This is a genomic window from Hypericibacter terrae (assembly GCF_008728855.1).
Taxonomy (GTDB): domain Bacteria; phylum Pseudomonadota; class Alphaproteobacteria; order Dongiales; family Dongiaceae; genus Hypericibacter; species Hypericibacter terrae.
Genome location: NZ_CP042906.1, coordinates 3,403,892 through 3,427,045 on the forward strand (window position 1 = coordinate 3,403,892; position 23,154 = coordinate 3,427,045).

Below are 23,154 nucleotides of genomic sequence, written 5' to 3' on the forward strand. Positions count from 1 at the left end.
CCTCTCGATCGTCGATCCGTTGCATTAGGATCGAATGGGAGATGGAGGTGACCGATGTTTCGAGGCCGGCGTTCACCTGCGCTCGTGCTGGCATTTTTCGTGGGCATCCTGCTCCTCGCCGCCATGGCCGGATCGGCGTTGCTGCTTGGAATCGATGGCGGTCGCAAGAGTCAGGCCATTCGTGCGCTCGAGGTGGAGACCGGCCAGATCCAAGCGGTTTTATTGGCGCTGGTGGATGCCCAGGCGGGTTTCGCCAGTTACCTCTCGACGGGAAATCCAAACTATCTCGAACCCTACTATCAAGGACTCGATCGAGAACGCACGATCGAGGACTCGGCGCCCGGCCTATTCGCCGCCGAGATGGAGAGTGGTGGATCGACGGTCGCGTTTGCGGACCTGATCCACGCCAACCTCGGACAACTCGCCTTGGGCATCGCGGAAATCAACCGCAACGGCCCCATGACCAAGAGCGGCGTCGAAATCGAAATTCGCGCGCAGCAGATCATGGACGCGATTCGCAAGGCCGTCGACCGAATGCAGATGCAGCGCCAGGACGCGATCGCATTGCAGTCTCGCGATTTGGCGCCTCGCAATACGCTCGCCTTTATGCTGGCGGCCGCAGCGGGCATGATTGCGATCGCCCTGAGCGTCGCGCAGTTCTTCGCGTTCAACCGCCAACTTCTCCGGCGCGAAACCTCGGAGACTGCGCTGCACTCGCGCGGCCGAGAAATCGAGTTATCGGCCGACATGACGAACGCGCTCCAATCCGTGCCGACCCGCGAGGAGAGCCTCCAGGTGATCGCCGACTACGCGTCGCGGATCGTCAACGAGATGACGGGCAGCCTCTATACCTACAACAATTCGCGCGATCAGCTGGTTCAGACCGCAAGTTGGGGCAACGGATTGTTGAAGACCGAGTTGGTGGAATCATTTATGCCCGACGAGTGCTGGGCCCTGCGTCGCGGCGCTGCCTACCTCGCCTATTCCGGCCGGCCCGGCGTCAATTGCCATCATGTGCGGGGCTCGCCGCATTCCTATCTGTGCGAGCCGATCGCCGCCCAGGGGGCCGTTTTCGGGGTCCTGCATCTGGCGTCGCCGGGCAAGCCGCCCGAACATGCCTTCGCAACGGTCAAGGAAACCGCCCGCGCCCTTGCCAATCGCCTGTCGCTGGCGCTTGCCAATATCGACTTGCGCGAAAGGCTGCAAGGGCTGGCCATTCGCGATCCCCTGACCGGACTTTTCAACCGGCGTGTCCTGGATGAGATCCTGATCCGGGAACTGGGGCGCGCCGACCGCGCCAAGTCGCGGCTCGGTGTCGCGATGGTCGATATCGACCATTTCAAGAATTTCAACGACCAGTTCGGCCACAAGGCGGGCGATACCATTCTGAAGGAGATCAGTGGCCAGATCGCCAAGAAGATCCGAGTCAGCGATCTGGCCTGCCGCTATGGCGGGGAGGAGTTCGTGGTGCTCCTGCCCGATATCGATTCCGCGAACGGTTTGCGCGTTTGCGAAAAGCTGCGAGAGGGCATCGCCACCCTCGAACCGACGGATATGGTGCCGGGCGCTCCGCGCGTCACCATCTCGGTCGGGTTCAGCCTCTATCCCGACCTCTGCAAGGATGCGGCCGATCTGATCGCAAGCGCCGACCGTGCCTTGTATGCGTCGAAGCACAATGGCCGCAACAAGGTGACGATCTATGACGCGGCTGTCATTGCGCCGTTCAAGCCGGCGAACGCCCATGTTGGTAGCGCAGGGTTATCGCCGGAGGCGCGACCTCTGATCTGAGGACACTCATTGCCGAGACCTGGGGCGAGGATCGCGCTTCGCTGCCGCTGCCCTGCCAGCGGCCACCGAACCATCCGAACCTTAAAGTCCACGGCCGCAGGGATAGGGGCGCCAGAACGGCCCACGATCCCATAGCGCCTCCTTGCCCGGAGGCGCCGCCCCTTGTCACATCGGACCCGCCGGTCCGAACGGGAACAGCCCCCTGGATTTCCCCGTTAATCTCATTAGGATCGAAGTCGGAGAGGGGTGGCTATGGCCCAAAAGCATCGCTCTCTTGCGATCGTCGTTCCCTTTTTTGTCGGCATCGTGCTGCTCGCTGCCATGGCGGGCTCAGCCCTGGTGCTGGGGATCGATGTCGGTCGCAAGAGTGAGGAAGTCCGTGGATTGGAAACCGAAGCGGTCCAGACCGAGGCCGCACTCTTGGCGTTGGTCGACGCCGAGACGGGATTCCGCGGCTATGCCTTGACAGCGGACGCTGGTTATCTCGAACCCTATTACCAAGGTCTGGAAAGATTGCGCGCGATCGAGGCCGCGTCGCCGTCCATGTTCGCTATCGATGTCGAGACCGACGGCGCGACCTTGCGCTTTGCCGACCTGGTCGCCCACCGGCTCGCCCTGTTCGAGCAGGGCATCGCCGACATCAAGCAGAACGGGCCTTTGACCGGCGGGCGTCTCGATGTCGTCAGCCAGGGCAAGCAGGTCATGGATGGGATCCGCAAACTGGTGGGCGAACTCCGGGCCCACCGCCGGGCGGATATCGCGGCTCTGTCCGGCGATCTGGCTTTTCGCAACATGCTCGCCTTCGGTCTGGTGACCGCGGCCGGCATCATCGCGATTGCCCTGAGCATCGCCCAGTTCTTCGCCTTCAATCGCCAGATGCGCCGACGTGAAACGTCCGAAGCCGCGCTGCAGCTCCGCAGCCGCGAGATCGAGCTGGCAGCCGACATGACCAACGCGCTCCAGGCCGTGCCGACGCGCGAGGAGAGTCTGCTGGTGATCGCCGACTATTCCTCGCAGATCGTTGCCGACATGACGGGCGCCCTCTACACCTACAACAACGCCCGCGACCAACTCGTGCTTTCCGCCTCCTGGGGCAATCCAGCCCTCAAGGGCGAGCTGGTGGAGAGCTTCGGACCCGACCAATGCTGGGCCCTGCGCCGGGGCACCGCCTACATCGCCCATTCGGCACGGCATGGCCTCAATTGCCAGCATGTGCATGGCGTACCGCATTCTTATATGTGCGTGCCGATCGCGGCGCAGGGCGCCGTCTACGGCGTCCTGCACCTGGCCTCGCCGGCCGCCACGCCCGAGATCGCCTTCAGCGGGATTCAGGACACGGCCCGGGGGCTCGCCAATCGCCTGTCGCTGGCGCTCGCCAACATGGACCTGCGCGAGAAGCTGCGCAGTCTCGCCATTCGCGATCCGCTGACCGGCCTCTTCAACCGGCGCGTCCTGGACGAGATTCTGACCCGCGAACTGGCACGCGCCGATCGCGCCCGCTCGCGCCTCGGCGTTGCAATGATCGATATCGATCATTTCAAGTCCTTCAACGATCAATTCGGCCACAAGGCCGGCGACATCGTCCTCAAATCGGTCTGCGACCAGATCGCCAAGATGCTTCGGCGCAGCGACCTCGCCTGCCGCTATGGCGGGGAGGAGATCGTCGTGCTGCTGCCCGATATCGATGTCGAGAACGGGGTGCGGGTCTGCGAGAAACTCCGGGAAGGCGTCGCGAGCATCGAGCTGGGAGAACTGGTGCCAGGCGCCACCCACGTTACGGTCTCGATCGGATTCAGCCTCTATCCCGACCGCTGCAGCGACCATGGCGATCTGCTTCCGAGCGCCGATCGCGCGATGTACGACGCCAAACGCGCTGGCCGCAACCGGGTTTCGGCCTATGGCGGTCCGGCCCCCAAGCCAGACCTGCCCTTGGACATCGCCCAGCCACGGCTCGAAACCATCGGCTCCACACCGACCTGAACCCAGGCATCCCAGGGCTGGAGCGGCATTGCAACAGCCCCATAGCCACGAGCACCTTCAGCGGCTGCGCGCTGGATGGCGGAGGCCGGCATAGGTTTCCAGTCTCAGGCCAACAGGCGTGCTGCCCTGCCAGGCTCGTCCGATTCCCCGTCAAGGCCCTAGGACAAGATCCAGGCCGGCGGCTGTTCCAAATGGAACAGCGTTCCTGGATTCCTGCTCTATCCTCCAGGAATCCCAATCAACGATCGGTGGCAGATGGCCCCCCAACATCACTCCCTTCGGGTCGTGATGGCTTTCCTGTTTGGCATCCTGGTGCTCATTGCCATGGCGGGCTTGGCTCTGGCGCTGGGCATCGATGTCCGCCGCGAGAATCGGACCATTCAGGCATTGAACCTCGACGCCGATCGGGCCCAGGCGGCTTTGCTTGCGCTTGTGGATGCCGAAACGGGATTCCGCGGCTTCGCCCTCACCGGAGACGAGGCCTATCTGCAACCCTACTTTCAGGGTCTCGAGCGATTGAGCCTGATCGAGAGCGCGTCGCCGCTCTTGTTCGACTCCAAGCTCAAGGCCACGGGCTCGATCCTGCGACTTGCGGACATGATCCAGCATCGGATCCTCCAATTCAGCTGGGGGATCGAGAATGTCCGACGCAACGGTCCCCTGATCGGAGACCGCCTCCAGGTCGTGATTCGCGGCGAGGAGCAGATGGACTCGATCCGCGAGCTGATCGGCGAGATTCGCGCCCAGCGCCAGGGCGACGCCAATGAACTGTCCCGCAAGCGAGATCTGCGCAATATCCTTGCCTTCGGACTGGTGACCGCGGCCGGTGTCATGGCGATCTCCCTCAGCATCACGCAGTTCTTCGCCTTCCGGCTGCAAATTCGCCGGCGCGCGGCTTCCGAATCAATGTTGCAATTGCGCGGTCGAGAGACGGAGCTGGCCGCCGACATGGTCAATGCCCTGCAGGCCGCGGCCACCCGCGAAGAAACCCTGACGATCATCGCCGACTATTCGTCGCAAATCATGCCCGGCCCGACGGGCGCACTTTATACTTACGACAATAGCCTCGACCAACTGGTCTTATCGGCGGCGTGGGGTGGTGCAGCGCTTCAATCCGGGCTGATTCCGGCCTTCGCCCCGGACGAATGCTGGGCACTCCGGCGCGGCGAGGCCTATATGGCGGATTCAGGCCGTGTGAGCCTGAACTGTCACCATGTTCAAGGCTCGCCCCACCAGTATTTGTGCTTGCCCATCACGGCCCAGGGCGTCGTCTATGGCGTTCTGCATTTCGCATCCTCGGCCGCGACGCCCGAGCTCGCCTTCTCGGCGACCCTGGATACGGCGCGCGGCTTGGCCAATCGCCTGTCGCTGGCATTGGCGAATTTGGATCTGCGCGAGAAGCTGCGGTCCCTCTCGATCCGCGATCCGCTGACCGGACTCTTCAATCGGCGGGTCCTGGACGAGATTCTGGACCGCGAAGTGGCGCGGGCCGACCGTGTGCGCTCGAAGCTGGGCGTGGCGATGATCGACATCGACCATTTCAAGACCTTCAACGACCAGTTCGGTCACAAGGCCGGTGACGTCGTTCTCAAGGCCGTCTGCGACCAGATCGTGAAGCTGCTGCGACGCACCGACCTGGCCTGCCGCTATGGCGGCGAGGAGATCGTCCTGCTGCTGCCGGAGGTCGACCTGGAAAGCGGCATGCAGGTTTGCGAAAAACTGCGAAGCGCCGTTTCTGAAATTGCCTTGGGAGATTTAGTGACCGGTGCGGTCAATGTCACCATCTCGGTGGGCTTCAGTCTCTATCCCGATCTCTGCAGCGATAGGAGCGATCTGCTAGCCAGCGCGGACCGTGCCCTCTATTGGTCGAAGCACAATGGACGCAATCAAGTCACTTGCTGGGCTGCCGCCAGACCCAATCCGAGTCTGCCACCGGCCGCGCCCGTCCCCCGGATCACGACCGCGGCCTAGGTCGGAACGCCACCCTCCTCCTTGCGCTTGGCGACGAAGGCTTCGAGCGCTTCCGTGATCGCCGGGTCGAGCGGCGGCGGCTGGAATTCCGCCAGCGCCTGCTTCCAGATCGCGTTGGCCCGCTGCTCGGCCGTCTGCGCACCCGCGAGACGCCAGCTCTCGTAGTTGCGCCAGTCGGAGAGGATCGGCGAATAGAACGCGGTCTCGTAGCGCGCCATCGTATGGGCCGTGCCGAAGAAATGACCGCCCGGGCCGACATCGGTCATGGCCTCGAGGCCCAGCGTGTCGTCGGTGACCTCGAGCGGCTGCAGGAATTCGCCCATCATCTGCAGCATCTCCACGTCGAGGATGAACTTCTCGAACGAGGCGACCAGTCCGCCCTCCATCCATCCGGCGCCATGGAGCATCATATTGACGCCGCCCATCACGGCACCCCAGATCGACATCTCGGACTCGTAGGCGGCTTGCGCGTCCACGGCATTGGCGGCGCAGGCGTTCGAGGAGCGATAGGGGAATCCGTAGCGGCGCGCGAGCTGGCCGCCGGCCATCGCGGCGCGGGCATATTCCGGCGTGCCGAAGGCCGGCGCGCCGGACTTCATATCGACGTTCGAGGTGAAGCCGCCATACATGCAAGGCACGCCCGGCGCCACCAGCTGGATCATCGTGATCCCGGCCAGAGCCTCGGCATTCTGCTGCGCCAAGGCACCGGCGATGGTCACGGGCGCCATGGCGCCCGACAGGGTGAAAGGCGTGAGCACCACCGGCTGGCCGTGGCGCGCCATCTCCATCAGGCCCTGGAGCATCGGCCCGTCGAGGCGCAGCGGCGAATTCGAGTTCACGATCGAAAACAGGCTGGGCTCGCGCTTGAGTTGTTCCTTGCCGATGCCGCGCGCGATGCAGATCATCTCGACCGCATCGGAGATGCGATGCTTGCCCAGGGAATAGGGATGCCAGAGCTTGTCGGTGAGCGTGATCGCCGCCAGATGCGCATCGAGATGGCGGGTCGCCGGCGGACGATCGGCGGGTTCGACCGGATAGCCGCCGGTGAACTGCACGATGTTGTAGGTCTGCACCAGCTTCAGCAGCTCGCAATAGTCCTGGAAATTCCCGGGCCGGCGGCCGCGATCCATGTCGCTGACATTGGGCGCGCTGGCGACCGAGCCGAAATTCACATGGTTGCCGCCGAAGGTCAGGTTGTGCTCCGGATTGCGCGCGTGAAGCATCACCTCGCGCGGCACCTTGGCGATCGATTCCAGCACCAGCCCGCGGTCGAACCGCACGCGCTGCGAGCCGGATTCGATCTTGGCGCCGGCCGCCTTCAGGATCGAGAGCGCCTCCGCATCGAGGAACTCGATGCCGATCTCCTCGAGGATCTTGAGCGACGCCTCGTGGATCTTCTCGAGCTGCTCGGGACGCAGGACCTCGATCGGCTTGTAGACATTCCGGTAGTGGCGCCAGGGTAGTTGCTTGAGGCCGCCCACCACGCGACGTTCGCGGCGGCGTCCTTGCTGGTCACGCGACATGCTGTCTCCCGATCGAACCGCTCCCGCCGACGGGCGGGAATGCCCCGGTCATGGCGCGGGTGGGAAGCTAGGGGTCCCGCCCCGACGCCGTCAAGGCCGCCCCGCCCGAGTTTCGCGTGAATTCCCGGGCCGCTGCGACCCCATGGACGCAAACACCCGTTTCGCGTTAGGCAGACCGGCATGAAAACCCTGTCCTCCGCATCCAGCCCGCTTCCCATCGGCGACGCGCCCCTCGATATCGCGACGGTGCGCGAGGTCGCCCTGCATGACGTCCGGGTCGGGCTTGCGCCCGCGGCCGAACGACGAATGGCGATATCCCGGGCCGTGGTCGACCGCCACCTGACCGAGGGCCGGCCGGTCTATGGCCTGACGCGCGGCCTGGGGCCGCAGGCGACCAAGACGGTACCGGCGGAGGCCCTGGCCGAGTTCTCCCGGCTGACGGTGCTCGGCCGTGCCCAGTCCGTCGGGCCCCGCTTCTCGCGCGCCGCCACGCGGGCAACGCTGCTGATCCGCGCCACCAGCATGGCCGCCGGCGGTGCCGGCGTCAGGCCGGACCTGGCGGGGTTCCTGCTCGAGCTCCTCAACCGCAAGGTCCATCCCGTCATTCCCTCGATCGGTTCGATCGGCGCCTCGGATTTGTGCCAGCTGGCTCATATGGGACTGGTGGTCATCGGCGAGGGCGAGGCCGAATTCGAGGGCAAGGTGATGCCCGGGGCCGAGGCACTCAAGCGTGCCGGGCTGACGCCGGTGTCATTGGCGCCCAAGGAAGGGCTGGCCCTCTGCAGCGCCAATTCGGCGACGGCCGCGCGCGGTGCCCTGGCTCTCGCCTGGGCCCGCGACCTGGCGCTGCTCGGCGATCTCGCCGCCGCTTTGACGATGGAGGGCTTCCGCGCCAATCTCTCGCCCCTTGATCCGCGCGTTTCCGCCGCCCGTCCGCAGCCTGGCCAACCCGAATCCGCAGCAAGGTTCCTGCGTCTCCTCGCCGGCAGCGCGCTCCTGCAACCCGGGGCCGCGCGCCGGATCCAGGACCCGCTCTCCTTCCGCTGCGTCAGCCAGGTCCATGGTTCCTTCGCGATCGCATTGGATCATGCCGAACAGGCCCTGCTGCCCGAGCTCAACGGCGCTGGCGACAATCCGCTGGTGCTGCCCGACAGCGACACGATCCTGTCGAATGGCAATTTCCACACCCCGGCCCTGGCGCTGGCCTTCGATAGCGCCGCGATCGGGCTGGCGCAGACCGCCAATCTCGCCGTCAACCGCATCGGGCGGATGATGTCGAAGCGCCTGACCGATCTGCCGGACGTCCTGACGCGCGAGCCGCCGCCCTCGGTGGGGCTGGGGCCGCTCACCAAGACGACCGAGGCGCTCGCCGCCGAGATCCGCTTCGCCGCCAATCCCGTTGCCGCCGATCAGCGCCAGAGCGCCGAAGGCATCGAGGACGACACCACCAACGCGCCGCTGGCCGTGGCGAAGTTCGAGACCGCGCTCGAACGCTATGCGCTCCTCATCGCCTGCGAGCTGATCGTTGGCGCCCAGGCAGTCGATCTTGCCCAGCCGCCGGCCCTGGGCGCCGGCCCTCGGATCGCATATGAGGCAGTGCGGGCGCTGGTGTCGCCGCTGGCGCAGGACCGCCCCTATGGCGCCGCCATCGAGAGCCTGTGCGACCGCCTGCTGCATTCAGAGGAATTCGCCCGGAAAGTCACCGCCAGCATCGGCTGACGCGCGCGCAGGCGTGCATCGGGGTCAGGCCGGCGACTTCCCGGCGCGACGGGCGCCATCGGTTTTCTTCATCTGCGCCGCCTCGGCCAGGATCCAGTCGCGGAACGCCGTCACCAGGGGCGGCTCCGCCGCGCTGTCGGGACGGATCAGGAAATAGGCGAATTGCGCCGGCCCCTTGAGGGACAGATCGAAGGGCCGCACCAGCCGCCCGCTCGCCAGATCGTCCGCGGCCAGCGTCGAATCGCCGAGGACGACGCCCTGCCCGTCGATCGCGGCCTGCAGCGCCAGATCGGTCTGCGTGAAATGGATCCCGCGCGCGGCGCCCGCCTCCTTCGCCACGCCGGCCGCCAGCAGCCACATGTTCCAGTTCGGCCAGGTATCGTCCTGCGCGTTCCAGTCGACATGAATGAGCGTGTGGTGGCGCAGGTCCTTCGGCTGGCGAAGCGGATGGGCGCCCTTGAGGAGCTTCGGGCTGCAGACGGGGAAGATCACGTCGTCGAACAACCGGTCCGCCAGCAGGTCCGGATAGTCGCCTCTGCCGAACCGGATGCCGATATCGACATCCTCGCGCGCGAAATCGATCAGACGTTGCGAGACCTCGATCCGAACATCGGCCTCCGGATATTGCAGCAGAAAACGGTCGAGCCGCGGCACCAGCCATTTGGCCGCGAAGGAAGGCGAACTCGTGACCATCAATCTCGGCCGGCCGGCCGCCTCGCGCAGCCGCGCCACCGCCCGCCCCACCCGGTCGATCGCCTCCGCCGCGGCGTGACGCAGGATCTCCCCGGCGGGTGTCAGCCGGACCACGCGGCTGGTCCGCGCGAAAAGTTTCACGCCCAGCTGATCCTCGAGCTCGCGCACGAGATGGCTCACTGCGGCCGGCGTCACGCCGAGTTCGGCCGCAGCCTTGGTGAAGCTCGAATGGCGCGCCGCCGCCTCGAAACCGCGCAACCCGCCCAGTCCGGGAATGAAGGCCACCATGGTGTTATCTTCAAATAAAACTCACTGATAAGTCAAGGCGAAGTCGTTTGAGATCGCGGCTTTGAAGCCCTATCTCCTTTACCCAAGGATAAAATCCGATAAACAGATTTGAAGGATATCGCCATGTCGAACCGGCTCCAGCGCCGCACCGCTCCACGTGCCTTCCTGCCCGAGATTGGGCGCCAGGAACCTCCGCAAAACGGCCTCTCCCCTGCCCGCGCGGTGTGGCAGCATGTGATCGCCGCCCTGGCGCGGTGGCTCGACGGGCAGCGCGAACGGCGCGGCAGCGTCGTCCGGCTGCGGCATCTGAATGACTGGATGCTGCGCGATATCGGCATCGATCGCGACGACATCGAGGCCAGCGTCGATCGCGGCCTATGGGAGCTGAAGCTTCAGCAGGCCCAGCGCACAGGCCGCGAAATCCATTGCGGCCTGTGAGGGTCGAAGCGTCTTCGCCCGAGACCTCGAGGGCAGGCTCAGTTGACCGGCAGCGCCTCGAGCGTGAAGCCCTTGGGCAGCGTCGCATGCGCGAAGTCGAGCTTGTCGGCCACGACCGGAATTTCGACCTTGTAGTCGGGGGTGAACACGATCGAGAAGACCGCGTCGGTGATCTTGGCCGGATCCTTCTTTCCGTCCGCCGACCACAAGGTGAACTGCGCCTCCGCGTCGCCGCCGCCGGCCTTGTGGAAGCCCACGACCGGCTCGCTCATGATGTCGTTGAGGAGATCGTCGTAGGATTTACCGGCCGGGCCCTTGAGCACCGCCCGCTGCAGCATGTGGGTGCGGTCGGCATAGGTGACGATGGCGATCGCATCCGGGAATTTGAGGAAGCTTGTGTCGCGGTCGGCAGCCCATGAGGGCAGGACGCCGGCCTCCCGCATGATGCCCTCGGAATTCGGCACCTCGAGCGTCGCCGGCTCGCCGCTCACCGCGAGCAGCAGCTTCCCGCTCTCCAGGCTGAAGAAGGTCGAGCGGTCGAGTGCGCCGCAGCAGCCATATTCGATGATCCGATAGAAGGCATCGTTGCCGGCGAGGCCCGCGGGCGCGCCGGAATCCCCGGTGAGGTTGAAGCTCGGACCTGGCTTGCGCGAACCGTCGGCGCCGATCTTCCAGGTCGAGACGGCGACGCTGGATTTCACCGGCCCTTCGGAATCGTCGCGCTCGACCGAGGCCATCTCCTCCTTGAGCAGCATATGCACGAAATCGGCGCTCCCTTCCGGCCAATACTGCACGACCGTGAAGCGCCGGTTGGTGGTGTCGACCTCGAAGACACCGTCCTTGACGATGATCTTGACCTCGGAGGTGGCGCTGTCGCTGACGGGGCCTTGGGCCAGGGCCGGCAGGCTGAAGCATAGCAATCCGGCAAGGCTGGCGGTGAGAAGCAGGCGGGCCGACATGGAGATCCTCTTTGGGTTCCTGGTTTCAGGGGAGCCGGTTTTCACGATTGAGATTTTTGGGGTGGGGCCGCTTCGTCACGCCGCCAGGGTCGCGACCGCGCCGCGGAATCGCGCGGCAACCGCCTCTTCGGCGAAATGTCGGCCCGCTTCCACCACCCAGCGCCCGCCGATCATGACGTCGCGGACGGGGTTGGCATTGCCGGCGAAGACCAGCGCATCGATCAGCGTGTCGTCCTGGCGGCCATAGAGCAGCGGATGCTCGGCATCGAGCACGAGAAAATCGGCGCGATGGCCGGGCGCCAGCTTGCCGATCGGCCGCGCCAGCGCACGCGCGCCGCCTTCGAGGGCCGCGCGATAGAGATCGGCGCCGACCGAGCCGGTGCGCCCGGTCATACGATTGCGCCGACGCTCGAGGAGACGCTGGCCATATTCGAGCCAGCGCAGCTCCTCGACGGGGCTGACCGAGATATGGCTGTCGGAACCGACGCCGAAGGCGCCGCCCAGGCGCTGATAGGCGATCGCCGGAAAGAAGCCGTCGCCGAGATTGGCCTCGGTGGTCGGACAGAGCCCGGCGACCGCGCCGGAAATCGCGAGCGCCCGCGTCTCCGCTTCCGTCATGTGGGTCGCATGCACCAGACACCAGCGCGGGCCCACCGGCAGATGGCCCATCAGCCAGTCGACCGGCCGGCGCCCGGACCAAGCGATGCAGTCATCGACCTCGAGCGTCTGCTCGGCGATATGGATATGGATCGGCGCCTCGGCGTCGAGCGCATCCAGGCCGGCGACGGCACCGGTCAGCATCTCGGGCGTCACGGCGCGCAGGCTGTGCGGCGCGATCCCGATGCGGACCTGCGGGTTGCCGCGATGGCGGCGCATCAATTCCTGGATCAGGGCCAGATAGGCGTCGAGCGAATGGAGGAAGCGGCGCTGCCCGGGCTTGGCCGGCTGGCCGCCGAAACCGCCCTGGGCATAGAGCACGGGCAGATGGGTGATGCCGATGCCGACATGGGCCGCGGCCGCCAGCACCCGCTCCGACATCTCGGCGGGATCGGCATAGGGCCGCCCCTCCGGGTCGTGATGCAGGTAATGGAACTCGCCGACGGTGGTGTAGCCCGCCTTGATCATCTCGACATAGAGCTGACCGGCGATGGCCTCGACCTGGCCGGGCGACAGCTTCTCCACGAAGCCATACATCACGCTGCGCCAGGTCCAGAAGCTGTCCTCGCCGGCAGCGCCGCCCTGGCCCGCGCGTTCGGTCAGCCCCGCCATGGCGCGCTGGAAGGCGTGCGAATGGAGATTGGGCATGCCCGGCAGGACCGGACCCGCCGCGCGCACGGCGTGACGGGCAGCGGGCTGAGCCCCTGCATCGGGCGTCACCGCCGCGAGGCTGCCATCGACCGCGATCTCGAACAGGACGTCCTTCGCCCAGCCGTCCGGCAGGAGCGCTCTTTCGGCGAGGAGGCGATGGACGATGCTCATGAAGGGGACAGGATATGCAATGTTGCGCGACCGAGCGTCCTGCCGGGCCAACCTGGCACCGGGGGCGCGGGAGCGCGGATCCCCATCTTATAGCAAAATTCCGGGAGGGCAGTCACCCGCACCGCCATTCTGGAATCCGGCGGGCTGGGAAAAAGAGCCTGGAGGCCGAAAAGCGATCTCCAAGGGTCGCATCCCCTGCCGCAGCTCGGTCGCCGGCGACGGGACCTCGGTCCTTTCGAGGCAATGCCCCAGAAGGACCGAGGTCGGCGTCATCTCATCAAGGAATGCCGAGCGATCGGAGCTGCAGCAGCGAGAATGCGATCAAATCGCTTCCTTGAGATCCTTGGCAACGCGGAAGGCGACCTTCTTCGACGCCTTGATCTTGATGGCTTCGCCGGTCGCCGGGTTGCGGCCCATGCGGGCGGCGCGCTTGCGGACCTGGAGGATGCCGAGGCCCGTGATGCGGACCTTGTTGCCCTTCTTGAGATTCTTGACGATCAGACCGACGAAATCGTCGAACACGCCAGCGACGGCCTTCTTCGGCATGTCATGCTGGGCGGCGAGCTCCGCGATGATCTTCGACAACGGGACGGTGGTTACTGCAGCTTTCTCAGCCATGGGTATCCCCTGTTGTTATGGACTGTCCGTCGCCTTCGTCCGCCGCACGGATGTGCGAAAGTTCAATGGCGACGGCCATAGGGCCAACTCAGTATGGGTTGGCGTACACGCCCCATAACATGTCTCGTGCCGATTCGGAACATGCGCACATCAAAATAATGCCGTCACCACGCAGTTTTTTCAGTTACACCGCCGCCACAACGCGAGTCTCGCACCCGGCGGTCGAACGACTCGCGATTTCAGCGTGCCGGCATTTGTTTCAATTGTGGCGGGACTCGGGCAGACGCGAATCGGAAACTGCCTGTGGAAAAGTCGGCCCAGGGTCGGCTTTCTTGACAATAGTTTCATTTGAAACTAATTTAATTGGACTGTTCCGAGCTTGAAACGTCCGGGAGATGTCGCATGCGCAAGTTCATCGCCTTGCCCCGCATCGAAGGCCGCGCCTCGCGCCAGGCCCATTGCGACCTGCCCGAGGGCACCTTCGAGCGCGAGCTGGGCAAGGAAGGCTTCTTCGGCCCGGCGACGATGATGTATCACGCGCATCCGCCCACCGGGTGGCTCGGTTGGGAAGGCCCGCTGCGGCCGCGCGCCTTCGATCTCGACAAGATCCCCAGCGGCATGTCCTCGCCCTGGAAGGCCGCGCCGATCCTCTCCAATGCCTCGGTGAAGCTCCGCTATTGGCGCTGCGACCGGTCGATGGATCATCTGGTCCGCAATGCCGATGGCGACGAGCTCCTGTTCCTGCATCGCGGCAGCGCCGAGCTCTATTGCGACTATGGCCATCTGTCGCTGGCGGCGGGCGACTATCTGATGCTGCCGCGCTCGACCATGTGGCGGATCGAGGTCTCCTCGCCCGTCGACCTCCTGATGATCGAATGCAGCAACGGCTCCTATACCCTGCCCGAAAAGGGTCTGGTCGGGCAGCATGCGATCTTCGATCCCGCCATGCTCGACGTGCCGGCGATCGACGATGCCTTCCTGGCGCAACAGGGCGAGCACAAGACCCGCGTCGTCATCAAGCGCCAGGACCGGCTCTCGACCGTCACCTACCCGTTCAACCCGCTGGATGCGGTGGGCTGGCATGGCGACCTGGTGCCGGTGCGCATCAACATCAGGCATATCCGCCCGATCATGTCGCACCGTCAGCATCTGCCGCCCTCGGCCCACACGACCTTCCTCGGCGACCGCTTCGTCGTCTGCAGCTTCGTGCCGCGGCCCTTCGAGACCGACCCCGGCGCGATCAAGGTGCCGTTCTTCCACAACAATGACGACTATGACGAGGTGATCTTCTATCACGCCGGGGATTTCTTCAGCCGCGACAACATCAAGCCGGGCATGGTGACCTGGCATCCCTGCGGCTTCACCCATGGGCCTCATCCCAAGGCATTGACGCGGATGTACGAGCAGACCAAGCCCGGCACGGACGAATATGCCGTCATGATCGACGCTCGCGATCCGCTGGAGATGGGCGAGGCTGCCGCCGCCACGGAGCTGGAGGCCTATGCCCAGTCCTGGCAGTCGCCGGGCCCGGTCACGGCGCCCTCCCGACAGGCCGGATCCTGAGGCGCCCGCGGTCATGAAACTGGCGACGCTCAAGACCGGCGGCCGCGACGGCCGGCTCGTTCTGGTCAGCCGCGATCTCAAGCGAGCGGTGTTCATGGATGGCGTTCCGACGCTTCAGGCGGCCCTGGACAATTGGGCCGCGATCGCCCCGCGCCTTCAGACGCAGCACCGGGCGCTCGAATCCGGCGATGTGAGCGGCAGCTTCGCCTTCGATCCCGAACATTGCGCGTCGCCTCTGCCGCGCGCCTATCAATGGGCCGACGGCTCGGCCTATGTGAACCATGTGGCCCTGGTGCGCCGCGCCCGCGGGGCCGAGATGCCGCAGAGCTTCTGGACCGATCCCCTGATCTATCAGGGCGGCTCGGACGAATTCCTAGGCCCGCGCGATCCGATCCCGGCGGCCGATGACGACTGGGGCGTCGATTTCGAGGCCGAGGTCGCGGTCGTCCTCGACGATGTGGCGATGGGCACGCCGGCCGCGCAGGCCCGCGAGCGCATCCGCCTGGTGATGCTGGTCAACGATGTCTCGCTGCGCAACCTGATCCCGGGCGAACTGGCCAAGGGCTTCGGCTTTTTCCAGTCCAAGCCGGCCTCCGCCTTTTCGCCGGTCGCCGTCACGCCCGACGAGCTGGGCCCGGACTGGGACGGCGCCCGGCTCAGCCGGCCGCTGCTGGTGCAGCTCAACGGCGCGCCCTTTGGCAGGGCCGAGGCCGGCATCGACATGACCTTCGACTTTCCGACCCTGATCGCGCACGCGGCCAAGACACGAAACCTGCGTGCCGGCAGCATCCTGGGATCGGGCACCGTCTCGAACCGCGGGCCCGACGGCGGGCCGGGGCGTCCGATCGCCCAGGGCGGCGTCGGCTATTCCTGCATCGCCGAGCTGCGCATGGTCGAGACGATCCTCGAGGGTCAGGCGCGCACGCCGTTCCTGCGCGCCGGCGACCGCGTGACGATCGAGATGCAGGATCGGGCGGGGCGCTCGATCTTCGGCGCGATCGACCAGACCGTGTCGCCCCGCCCGCGCTGAAGCGGGCTTCGCCCCTACACGCTGGGCTTCCATCCTGGTAGGGTCTCTGCGCCGGCGCCAGGGACCTCCGCCGGCGGGAACGACTTCATGCCCAAGAAGCCGATGAGTCAGCGGGCGAGAACGCTGCGCTTCGCCGCGGAGTTCGCCGAGCAGGAGACATGGCCGCGCGAAAGGCTGCTGGCCCTCCAGCGCCATCGCCTGCGCCGGATGATCGCATTGGCCGTGACGCAGTCGCCCTATTACCGCGACGTGATCGGGGCGTTCGGCGACGGCCCGAGACGGTTGCGGGATTTTCCGATCCTGAACAAATCCACCCTGATGGCCGAGTTCGACCGGATCCTGACCGATCCGCAGCTGAACCGGGCCCTTGTCGAGCAGCATCTCGCCGAACGAGGCCCGACCGTGGAACTGCTCGGCAAGTATCACGTCTTTCCGACTGGCGGCTCGACCGGCGCGCGCGCCGTGATGGTCTATGACCGCGTCACCCGGCTCCTGGGCATCGCCAATACGCTGCATTGGCTGCGCGGCATGGGCGTCGGCGAGGACACGAAGGTCGCCGGCATCGGCGCGGCGACCGTCAATCATGTCTCGAACCATGTGTTCCGGGAGCTCCGCAAGGGGCGCCCGGACGCGCCGCCCCTCGATGTCACGATGCCGGTGGCGCAGCTGGTCGAGGCGCTCAACGTCTACCAGCCAGAAGTCCTGATCGCCTATCCCTCGCTGCTGCGCGAGCTGGCGCTCGAGCAACTGGCCGGGCGCCTCGCGATCGCACCGCGCCGCTGCAGCTCGGTCTCGGAAACCCTCTCGCCCGAAGTCCGCCGCCTCGCCTTCGAGGCCTGGGAAGCCCCCGTAATCGACAGCTATGCCACGACCGAAACCGGCATGATCGGCAGCGAGTGCGACGAGACCGACGGCATCCATATCATGGAGGACCTGATGATCGTCGAGATCGTCGGGGAGGGCTATCGGCCCGTCCCCATCGGCACGGTCGGCGAACGGATGCTCGTGACGACCCTGTTCAATCCCGTTCTGCCCCTCATCCGCTACGAAATCTCCGATCGCGTGGCGCTGGCCACCAAGCCCTGCCCCTGCGGCCGGCCCCATTGGCGCCTGGCGTCGATCCAGGGGCGGCGCGAGGAGATGCTGGATCTGCCGGCGAAGGATGGCGGTCTCGGCCATTATCCGGCGGTGCGTTTCCGCGATCCGCTCCTGCTCAATCCGGGTCTGCGCCAATATCAGATCGAGGCACGGCCTCAGGGATTGCATGTCAGGGTGGTGCTGGGACCCGAGGCCGCCGACCCCCCTCGAACGCTGGAGTCGCTGCGCCGCGCGATCGAGGACGAGCTCGACAAGGTCGGCGCCGTGCCGGTCATGACGATCGAAGCGGTCGACCGGATCGAGCGCATCGCGAGCTCGGGCAAGGCCCGGCTCGTGACGCGGCCGCGGTGACGTCGTGGATAGAGACACTCCCTCCCGCCAGGAACGGTCATGCCCAAGACACCCATGAGCCGCCAGCCGAGGACGCTGGAATTCCTTGCGGCTCTCACCGAACGGGAAAAATGGCCGCGCGACAGGCTGCTCGCCCTGCAGCGGGAGCGCCTGCGGAAGATGATCGCCTATGTGGTGCCGCGCTCGCCTTACTACCGCGCCGTCCTGAAGGCGACGGGCAACGGACCGAAGCGGCTTCAGGATTTTCCGATTCTGAACAAATCCATCGTGATGGCCGAGTTCGACCGGATCGTGACCGACCCGCAGATCAACCGCGCCCTGGTCGAGACTCACCTTGCGGAAAAAGGCCCCACGGTCTCGCTGTTCGGGAAATATCATGTCTTCCCCAGCGGCGGCTCGACCGGGACCCGATCGTTGATGATCTATGACCGCAACGCCCGCCTGCTCGGAATCGCGAACACGCTTCGCTGGCTGGGCGGGATGGGCGTGACCGAAAAGACCCGCGTCACCGGCATCGGCGCCGCGACCACGATTCACGTCTCGAACCAGGTGTTTCGCGAGATCCGGAATGGCCGGCCCGATGCGCCGGCGCTGGACGTCACCATGCCTGTGCCGCAGTTGGTCAAGGCGCTCAACAATTATCGCCCGGAAGTGCTGATCTCCTACCCCTCGATCCTGCGCGAGCTCGCGCTCGAGCAGCTGGCCGGCAGGCTATCGATCGCGCCCCGTTGCTGCAGCTCGGTCTCGGAGACCCTGTCGCCCGAGGTCCGCCGCCTCGCCTTCGACGCCTGGCAGGCTCCCATCATCGACAGCTATGCCACGACCGAGACCGGCATGATCGGGAGCGAGTGCGCCGAGGCGAACGGCATGCATCTGCTGGAGGAATTGATGATCTTCGAGGTCGTCGACGAAGATTATCGGCCCGTGCCCCTGGGCACCGTCGGCGAGCGCGTCTTGGTGACACCGCTCTTCAATCCGGTGCTGCCCCTGATTCGCTACGAGATCACGGACCGCGTGGCGCTCGCGGCGGAACCCTGCCGTTGCGGGCGGCCCCATTGGCGCCTGGCGACGATCCAGGGACGGCGCGAAGAAATGCTCGACCTGCCCGCGAAAGCCGGAGGGCTCATACGTATCGCGTCGGTCCGTTTCCGCGACCCGCTCCTCCTCAATCCGGGCTTGCGGCAGTTTCAGATCGAGGCGCGGCCGCAAGGGCTCCATGTCCGGGTGCTGCTGGGGCCGGAAGCCGGCGACCCGACAGCGGCGCTTCAGTCGCTGCGCCGGGCGATCGAGGCCGAGCTCGACAAGGTCGGCGCGGTGCCGATCATGACGATCGAGGCGGTCGACTCCCTCGAACGCATCGCGAGCTCGGGCAAGGCGCGGCTCGTGGTTCGGCCGACGTGATCGACCCCATGACGTTCGAACCCATCGAAGCGCCCTACTGAGCCGCCGGCCCATCGCCAAAGGCGTCACAAAAATTGCGCCCGCCCCCGCCTGCACGGCCCTATAATCCAGGGATACGGCCGGCGCCCAGACCACGCCGCCAGGATCGGGAGAGCGAGGAGAGGAGCGGCCATGTGGGACTCCCTGTGGATCAATGGGCGTCTGGCGACGATGCGCGAGGGCGCGGTGCCCTACGGCACGATCGAGCCCGGCGCCATCGCGGTCGAAGGCAGCCGGATCGCCTGGGTCGGGCCCGTGGGCGAATTGCCCCGCCGGACCGCGCGCAATATTCACGATCTCGACGGGCGCTGGGTCACGCCGGGCCTGGTCGATTGCCACACCCATCTGGTCTATGGCGGCGACCGGGCGCAGGAGTTCGAGCGGCGCCTCAACGGCGCCACCTATGAGGAGATCGCCAAGGCCGGCGGCGGCATCCGCTCGACCGTGACCGCGACCCGCGCGGCGACCGAAGCCTCCCTCCTCGCCAGCGCCACCGAGCGGCTGAAGCCGCTGCTGGCCGAGGGCCTGACCACGATCGAGATCAAGTCGGGTTACGGGCTCGAGCGCGACGCCGAGATCAAGCAGCTCAAGGTCGCGCGCGCGCTGGGCGAACGTCATCCGGTCACGGTGCGCACCACCTTCCTCGCGGCTCATGCCCTGCCGCCCGAATATGAGGGCCGCCCCGACGAATATATCGACGCGGTCGCGAGCAAGATGCTCCCGGCGGCCCATGCGGCCGGGCTGGTCGATGCGGTCGATGCCTTCTGCGAGCGCATCGGCTTCACCGCGGCCCAGACCGAGAAGCTGTTCCGGGCCGCCACCTCCTTCGGGCTGCCGGTCAAGATCCATGCCGAGCAGCTCTCCGACCAGAAGGGCGCCGTCCTCGGCACCCGCTATGGGGCGCTTTCGGCCGATCATCTCGAATATCTGGGCGAGGACGGCGTGCAGGCGATGGCCAATACCGGCACGGTCGCGGTGCTGCTGCCGGGCGCCTTCTATTTCCTGCGCGAGACCAAGCTGCCGCCGATCGAAGCCCTGCGCAAAGCCGGCGTGCCGATCGCGCTCGCGACCGACAGCAATCCCGGCAGCTCGCCGGTCACCTCGCTGCTGCTGATGCTGAACATGGGCGCCACCCTGTTCCGCCTGACGCCGGAAGAGACGCTCGCCGGCATCACGCGCAATGCCGCCAAGGCGCTGGGGCTGGGCGGCAGCATCGGCACGCTCCAGGCCGGCAAGCGCGCCGATTTCGCGGTCTGGAACATCGACCGCCCCGCCGAGCTCACCTACCGTATCGGCTTCAATCCGCTCTACCAGCGCGTCTGGCAGGGCAAGCCGGATGCCAAGGTTGCGGGCGAGCCGCGGCTCCAGCCGGAGCCGGTCGCGGCGGCCAACGCCGGCTAGATCAGGATCGCCGCCATTTGATCGAGCAGCCGATCGGCGGCACCTGATCTTCAGGGCCCTTGCCGGTCCGCGCGATCAGGCGCATCGCTTCCAGCAGTTCGCGCCGGGCGCCCGCCACGGGCGTGCTGCCGCGCATCTCCTGCACCCGGCCGCGATAACGCAGCGCCAAGCCGGCGTCGAAGCCGAAGATGTCGGGCGTGCAGACCGCGCCATAGCTGCGCGCGACGCCTTGCGTGCGGTCGATCACATAGGGGAAGCCCAGGCGATGCTCCTGCGCGAACTCTTTCATCCGGTCGAAATTGTCGACCTGATAGGTGTCGGTGTCGTTGGGCATGATGGCGATGGTCTTCACGCCCTCCGCCGCCAGCGCCTTGCAATCCTCGACCAGGCCGCCGATCACCCCTTTGACATAGGGGCAATGGTTGCAGATGAACATGACGAGCGTGCCCTTCTCGCCTCTGACATCGGCGAGCGTGTAGCGGCGTCCGTCCACGCCCTCGAGATCGAAATCGGCCGCGCGCCAGCCGAGTTCATGGGATGTGCCGGTGGCTGTCGCCATGGGGTGCTCCTTGGATTGCAAAGCCAGAGGATGAAAGTCGGATGCGATCTGGTGAGAGCGCGTCTTCCCCCTCCCTAGCCCTCCCCCACAAGCGATGGAAAGAACAGGTTCTCGCTGTCCCCTCCCCCTTCAAGGGGCAGGACTGTCCGGGGAACGGACTCAAGGGATTCAAACGACTCATTTTTATTGTTCTAAGTCTCGCACGCCCACGGATCACGTCTAATCCATATGCGCCAACACTTTGATACGATTCATGAAAACTTTCCCCGGACACTCCTGCCTTCAAGGGGGAGGGTCAGGGAGGGGGCACACGCGATATTCCTACCACTTCAACCCCTTCGCCTCGCGGCCCCAGTCGAGCATGGTCTCGAGGATGCGGCGCAGATGGGGGCGGATGCCCTTGGCGCGGTCCTCGCGGAAGCCGAAGGGCGGGTCTTCGTCCATATAGGTGATCTGCGACAGCTCGAGCTGCACCGCGGCGACGCCCTCGGCGGGCTTGCCGTAGTGGCGCGTGATATAGCCGCCCTTGAAGCGGCCATTGAGGACGCTGCTATAGCCGTCGGCCTCGCCGGCCGCTTCGATGAGGCGGGCGGCCAGCTCGGAAGGGGCGCTCTTGCCGTCCGCCGTGCCGAGATTGATGTCCGGCAGCCTTCCGGCGAAGAAGCGCGAGACCTCGGAGCGGATCGAATGGGCGTCGAACAGAAGCGCCGTGCCGAACCGCGACCTGATTTCGGCCAGCATCTGCGCCAATCGCGCGTGATAGGGCCGCCAATAGGTCTCGACCCGCTGCTTCGCCTCATCAGCACCGGGCGCCTCGCCCGGCCGCCACAGCGGCTCGTCGTCGAAGCTCGTGGTCGGGCAGAGTTCGGTGTTGCTGGCGCCCGGATAGAGCACCGTGCCGTCGGGCGGGCGGTTGAGGTCGATCACATAGCGCGAATGGGTCGCCATCAGGAGATTGGCGCCGAGCGAGGCCGCGAAGTCATAGAGCCGGTCCACATGCCAGTCCGTGTCGGGAACGGACCGCGCCGCATCGGTCATGCGCCGGGCCAGCGCATCGGGCAGATGGGTCCCGACATGGGGCATGCTGATCAGGAGCGGCGCCGGCCCGGGCTGGAATCGGAAAGGCTCCATGGCAATCTGAATTCCCTGAAAGGTTCGGTGGGTCGCGCGAAGGACCGACTCTGCCCGTCGCCGCCGCTCTTGTGAAGTGCCGTGGGCGCGGTTCATTAACCTTACGATCCCGCTGCCCCCTGCCCGATTGGCAGTCCGCATGGCATCTGCGATCATGAGCCAGCAAGAGGCCCCTGACATGGCAGACGAAAGCAACCCCCAGCGGCCTCCCGGCGCGCCAGCGGGCAAATCCGGCGGCGGTATCGGCCGCGAGCTCACCGAGGAAGAGAAAGCCTGGGTGCGCAGCCTGTCGCCCGAACAGAAGGCGCGCATCCGCGCCATGAGCGGGGCCGAGAAGAAGAAGCTTTTGGCGGCGGCGATGATCGCCCGGCAGAAGGCCGCCGGCCAGGCGCCGGCGCCCAGCGGTCCGCCGGGTCTGGTTCCGACGACCCCTCCCGGTGCGCGGCCCCGACCGCAGGGGCCGAACCCCGGCGGTGGTGGCGGAGGCCAGGGACAGGGCAAAGGCCGGCCCGACCCGAACCGACCGCGGCAGCAGGCGCTTCCCAGCGGTTTCCAGGATCCGTTCGCGCCGATCACGCGCATGCCGAAATTCGGCCAACTCGCGCGCCATCAGAAGGTCATCATCGCCGTCTGCGTCACCGCCGTGATCGCCATCGCCGGCATTCTCTTCGGCACCAACTGGGTCCATATCCCGGGGCGCGATCTGGGCGCGATGATCCGCCACAACACGGATTTCCTGGGGGAGAACATCAGCCTCCCCGCCAAGCCGATCGCCACCACCTGGCAGATGCTGCCGCATGACGAGGCGGGCGCCACCGTCAGGGACGCCACGCAATGGCGCATCACCGCCGTCATGGAATTTTCCTACGAGGACATGGCGAAGCTGGTGGCTGCCGCCAAAGACAAGGCGCCCAGTCCCGCTGACGAGATCGAGGCCGAGCATTGGTTCCCGCCCGATGTGAAGGCGGCCATGAAGGCCCGTGCGCCCCGCTATATCGATCCCTCGCCCTTCTTCGGCGAGCGCTACAAACAAGGCTCGGCCCTCATCGTCACCGGCACTAATACGATCGTGATCCGCCTGACCAGCGATTGACGGTCAGGGGTCTCGACAAGGCCGGCCGGCCG

General features: G+C 66.1%; 18 protein-coding genes. 11 read left to right on the plus strand and 7 right to left on the minus strand.

The window, feature by feature from the left end; all coding sequences use genetic code 11:
• The first annotated feature begins 54 nt into the window (after positions 1 to 54).
• The 3 genes from FRZ44_RS15545 (at position 55) to FRZ44_RS15555 (ending at position 5,739) form a co-directional block, all read left to right on the plus strand.
• The gene (locus FRZ44_RS15545) at positions 55 to 1,788 is read left to right on the plus strand and encodes a diguanylate cyclase (RefSeq protein ID WP_151178044.1); all 1,734 of its coding nucleotides are present in this window, start codon (positions 55 to 57) and stop codon (positions 1,786 to 1,788) included.
• 252 nt (positions 1,789 to 2,040) lie between these two features.
• Positions 2,041 to 3,768 (plus strand): sensor domain-containing diguanylate cyclase, encoded by a 1,728-nt coding sequence (locus FRZ44_RS15550; protein WP_151178045.1) that lies wholly within the window; start codon positions 2,041 to 2,043, stop codon positions 3,766 to 3,768.
• A 255-nt stretch (positions 3,769 to 4,023) separates the two neighbouring features.
• A complete protein-coding gene (locus tag FRZ44_RS15555) occupies positions 4,024 to 5,739 on the plus strand; it encodes a diguanylate cyclase (RefSeq protein WP_151178046.1) in 1,716 nt (571 codons plus the stop codon).
• On the opposite strand, the gene FRZ44_RS15560 is transcribed toward FRZ44_RS15555, so the two are convergent.
• Entirely contained in the window at positions 5,736 to 7,262 is a 1,527-nt protein-coding gene (locus FRZ44_RS15560; protein WP_151178047.1) for a trimethylamine methyltransferase family protein, read from the minus strand. The genes FRZ44_RS15555 and FRZ44_RS15560 overlap by 4 nt on opposite strands.
• A gap of 180 nt (positions 7,263 to 7,442) precedes the next feature.
• Between FRZ44_RS15560 and FRZ44_RS15565 the strand changes: the two genes are divergently transcribed.
• Positions 7,443 to 8,981: an HAL/PAL/TAL family ammonia-lyase gene (locus tag FRZ44_RS15565; protein WP_151178048.1), complete on the plus strand. Its 1,539-nt coding sequence runs from the start codon at positions 7,443 to 7,445 to the stop codon at positions 8,979 to 8,981.
• A gap of 24 nt (positions 8,982 to 9,005) precedes the next feature.
• On the opposite strand, the gene gcvA is transcribed toward FRZ44_RS15565, so the two are convergent.
• Positions 9,006 to 9,962: a transcriptional regulator GcvA gene (gene gcvA, locus FRZ44_RS15570; RefSeq protein WP_151178049.1), complete on the minus strand. Its 957-nt coding sequence runs from the start codon at positions 9,960 to 9,962 to the stop codon at positions 9,006 to 9,008.
• 123 nt (positions 9,963 to 10,085) lie between these two features.
• On the opposite strand from gcvA, the gene FRZ44_RS15575 reads away from it, so the two are divergent.
• Positions 10,086 to 10,400: a DUF1127 domain-containing protein gene (locus FRZ44_RS15575; protein WP_151178050.1), complete on the plus strand. Its 315-nt coding sequence runs from the start codon at positions 10,086 to 10,088 to the stop codon at positions 10,398 to 10,400.
• Between the two features lie 38 nt (positions 10,401 to 10,438).
• Here FRZ44_RS15575 and FRZ44_RS15580 read toward each other — a convergent pair whose 3' ends face one another.
• The 3 genes from FRZ44_RS15580 to FRZ44_RS15590 all read right to left on the minus strand — a co-directional run bounded on the left by FRZ44_RS15580 (position 10,439) and on the right by FRZ44_RS15590 (position 13,456).
• On the minus strand, positions 10,439 to 11,359 hold the full coding sequence (locus tag FRZ44_RS15580) for a hypothetical protein (RefSeq protein ID WP_151178051.1): 921 nt from the start codon (positions 11,357 to 11,359) through the stop codon (positions 10,439 to 10,441).
• Between the two features lie 75 nt (positions 11,360 to 11,434).
• Positions 11,435 to 12,838, minus strand: coding sequence for a formimidoylglutamate deiminase (locus FRZ44_RS15585; protein WP_151178052.1), 1,404 nt, complete (start codon positions 12,836 to 12,838; stop codon positions 11,435 to 11,437).
• 321 nt (positions 12,839 to 13,159) lie between these two features.
• The gene (locus FRZ44_RS15590) at positions 13,160 to 13,456 is read right to left on the minus strand and encodes an HU family DNA-binding protein (protein WP_151178053.1); all 297 of its coding nucleotides are present in this window, start codon (positions 13,454 to 13,456) and stop codon (positions 13,160 to 13,162) included.
• Positions 13,457 to 13,858: 402 nt separating this feature from the next.
• Here FRZ44_RS15590 and FRZ44_RS15595 point away from each other — a divergent pair, with 402 nt between their 5' ends.
• The 5 genes from FRZ44_RS15595 to hutI all read left to right on the plus strand — a co-directional run bounded on the left by FRZ44_RS15595 (position 13,859) and on the right by hutI (position 20,339).
• Positions 13,859 to 15,019: a homogentisate 1,2-dioxygenase gene (locus tag FRZ44_RS15595; protein ID WP_151178054.1), complete on the plus strand. Its 1,161-nt coding sequence runs from the start codon at positions 13,859 to 13,861 to the stop codon at positions 15,017 to 15,019.
• A 13-nt stretch (positions 15,020 to 15,032) separates the two neighbouring features.
• Complete coding sequence (locus tag FRZ44_RS15600; protein ID WP_151178055.1) at positions 15,033 to 16,049, plus strand: fumarylacetoacetate hydrolase family protein; 1,017 nt, start codon at positions 15,033 to 15,035, stop codon at positions 16,047 to 16,049.
• An 87-nt stretch (positions 16,050 to 16,136) separates the two neighbouring features.
• The gene (locus tag FRZ44_RS15605) at positions 16,137 to 17,498 is read left to right on the plus strand and encodes a phenylacetate--CoA ligase family protein (protein ID WP_151178056.1); all 1,362 of its coding nucleotides are present in this window, start codon (positions 16,137 to 16,139) and stop codon (positions 17,496 to 17,498) included.
• 39 nt (positions 17,499 to 17,537) lie between these two features.
• Entirely contained in the window at positions 17,538 to 18,899 is a 1,362-nt protein-coding gene (locus FRZ44_RS15610; RefSeq protein ID WP_151178057.1) for a phenylacetate--CoA ligase family protein, read from the plus strand.
• 171 nt (positions 18,900 to 19,070) lie between these two features.
• A complete protein-coding gene (hutI, locus tag FRZ44_RS15615) occupies positions 19,071 to 20,339 on the plus strand; it encodes an imidazolonepropionase (RefSeq protein ID WP_151178058.1) in 1,269 nt (422 codons plus the stop codon).
• Between the two features lies 1 nt (position 20,340).
• Here hutI and FRZ44_RS15620 read toward each other — a convergent pair whose 3' ends face one another.
• A complete protein-coding gene (locus FRZ44_RS15620) occupies positions 20,341 to 20,898 on the minus strand; it encodes a thioredoxin family protein (protein WP_151178059.1) in 558 nt (185 codons plus the stop codon).
• Positions 20,899 to 21,219: 321 nt separating this feature from the next.
• Positions 21,220 to 22,029, minus strand: a complete 810-nt coding sequence (gene hutG, locus FRZ44_RS15625) for an N-formylglutamate deformylase (protein WP_151178060.1) — start codon at positions 22,027 to 22,029, stop codon at positions 21,220 to 21,222.
• Between the two features lie 178 nt (positions 22,030 to 22,207).
• Between hutG and FRZ44_RS15630 the strand changes: the two genes are divergently transcribed.
• Positions 22,208 to 23,122: a hypothetical protein gene (locus FRZ44_RS15630; protein ID WP_151178061.1), complete on the plus strand. Its 915-nt coding sequence runs from the start codon at positions 22,208 to 22,210 to the stop codon at positions 23,120 to 23,122.
• Positions 23,123 to 23,154 lie beyond the last annotated feature (32 nt).

Excerpts from the sequence above, each read along its gene's own strand:
- FRZ44_RS15555 (WP_151178046.1), top strand. The coding sequence starts at position 4,024 with ATGGCCCCCCAACATCACTCCCTTCGGGTCGTGATGGCTTTCCTGTTT.
- FRZ44_RS15630 (WP_151178061.1), top strand. The coding sequence starts at position 22,208 with ATGGCAGACGAAAGCAACCCCCAGCGGCCTCCCGGCGCGCCAGCGGGC.
- FRZ44_RS15545 (WP_151178044.1), top strand. The coding sequence starts at position 55 with ATGTTTCGAGGCCGGCGTTCACCTGCGCTCGTGCTGGCATTTTTCGTG.
- FRZ44_RS15550 (WP_151178045.1), top strand. The coding sequence starts at position 2,041 with ATGGCCCAAAAGCATCGCTCTCTTGCGATCGTCGTTCCCTTTTTTGTC.
- FRZ44_RS15575 (WP_151178050.1), top strand. The coding sequence starts at position 10,086 with ATGTCGAACCGGCTCCAGCGCCGCACCGCTCCACGTGCCTTCCTGCCC.
- FRZ44_RS15560 (WP_151178047.1), bottom strand. The coding sequence starts at position 7,262 with ATGTCGCGTGACCAGCAAGGACGCCGCCGCGAACGTCGCGTGGTGGGC.
- FRZ44_RS15610 (WP_151178057.1), top strand. The coding sequence starts at position 17,538 with ATGCCCAAGACACCCATGAGCCGCCAGCCGAGGACGCTGGAATTCCTT.
- FRZ44_RS15600 (WP_151178055.1), top strand. The coding sequence starts at position 15,033 with ATGAAACTGGCGACGCTCAAGACCGGCGGCCGCGACGGCCGGCTCGTT.
- hutI (WP_151178058.1), top strand. The coding sequence starts at position 19,071 with ATGTGGGACTCCCTGTGGATCAATGGGCGTCTGGCGACGATGCGCGAG.
- FRZ44_RS15565 (WP_151178048.1), top strand. The coding sequence starts at position 7,443 with ATGAAAACCCTGTCCTCCGCATCCAGCCCGCTTCCCATCGGCGACGCG.
- FRZ44_RS15580 (WP_151178051.1), bottom strand. The coding sequence starts at position 11,359 with ATGTCGGCCCGCCTGCTTCTCACCGCCAGCCTTGCCGGATTGCTATGC.
- FRZ44_RS15595 (WP_151178054.1), top strand. The coding sequence starts at position 13,859 with ATGCGCAAGTTCATCGCCTTGCCCCGCATCGAAGGCCGCGCCTCGCGC.
- hutG (WP_151178060.1), bottom strand. The coding sequence starts at position 22,029 with ATGGAGCCTTTCCGATTCCAGCCCGGGCCGGCGCCGCTCCTGATCAGC.
- FRZ44_RS15620 (WP_151178059.1), bottom strand. The coding sequence starts at position 20,898 with ATGGCGACAGCCACCGGCACATCCCATGAACTCGGCTGGCGCGCGGCC.
- gcvA (WP_151178049.1), bottom strand. The coding sequence starts at position 9,962 with ATGGTGGCCTTCATTCCCGGACTGGGCGGGTTGCGCGGTTTCGAGGCG.
- FRZ44_RS15585 (WP_151178052.1), bottom strand. The coding sequence starts at position 12,838 with ATGAGCATCGTCCATCGCCTCCTCGCCGAAAGAGCGCTCCTGCCGGAC.
- FRZ44_RS15605 (WP_151178056.1), top strand. The coding sequence starts at position 16,137 with ATGCCCAAGAAGCCGATGAGTCAGCGGGCGAGAACGCTGCGCTTCGCC.
- FRZ44_RS15590 (WP_151178053.1), bottom strand. The coding sequence starts at position 13,456 with ATGGCTGAGAAAGCTGCAGTAACCACCGTCCCGTTGTCGAAGATCATC.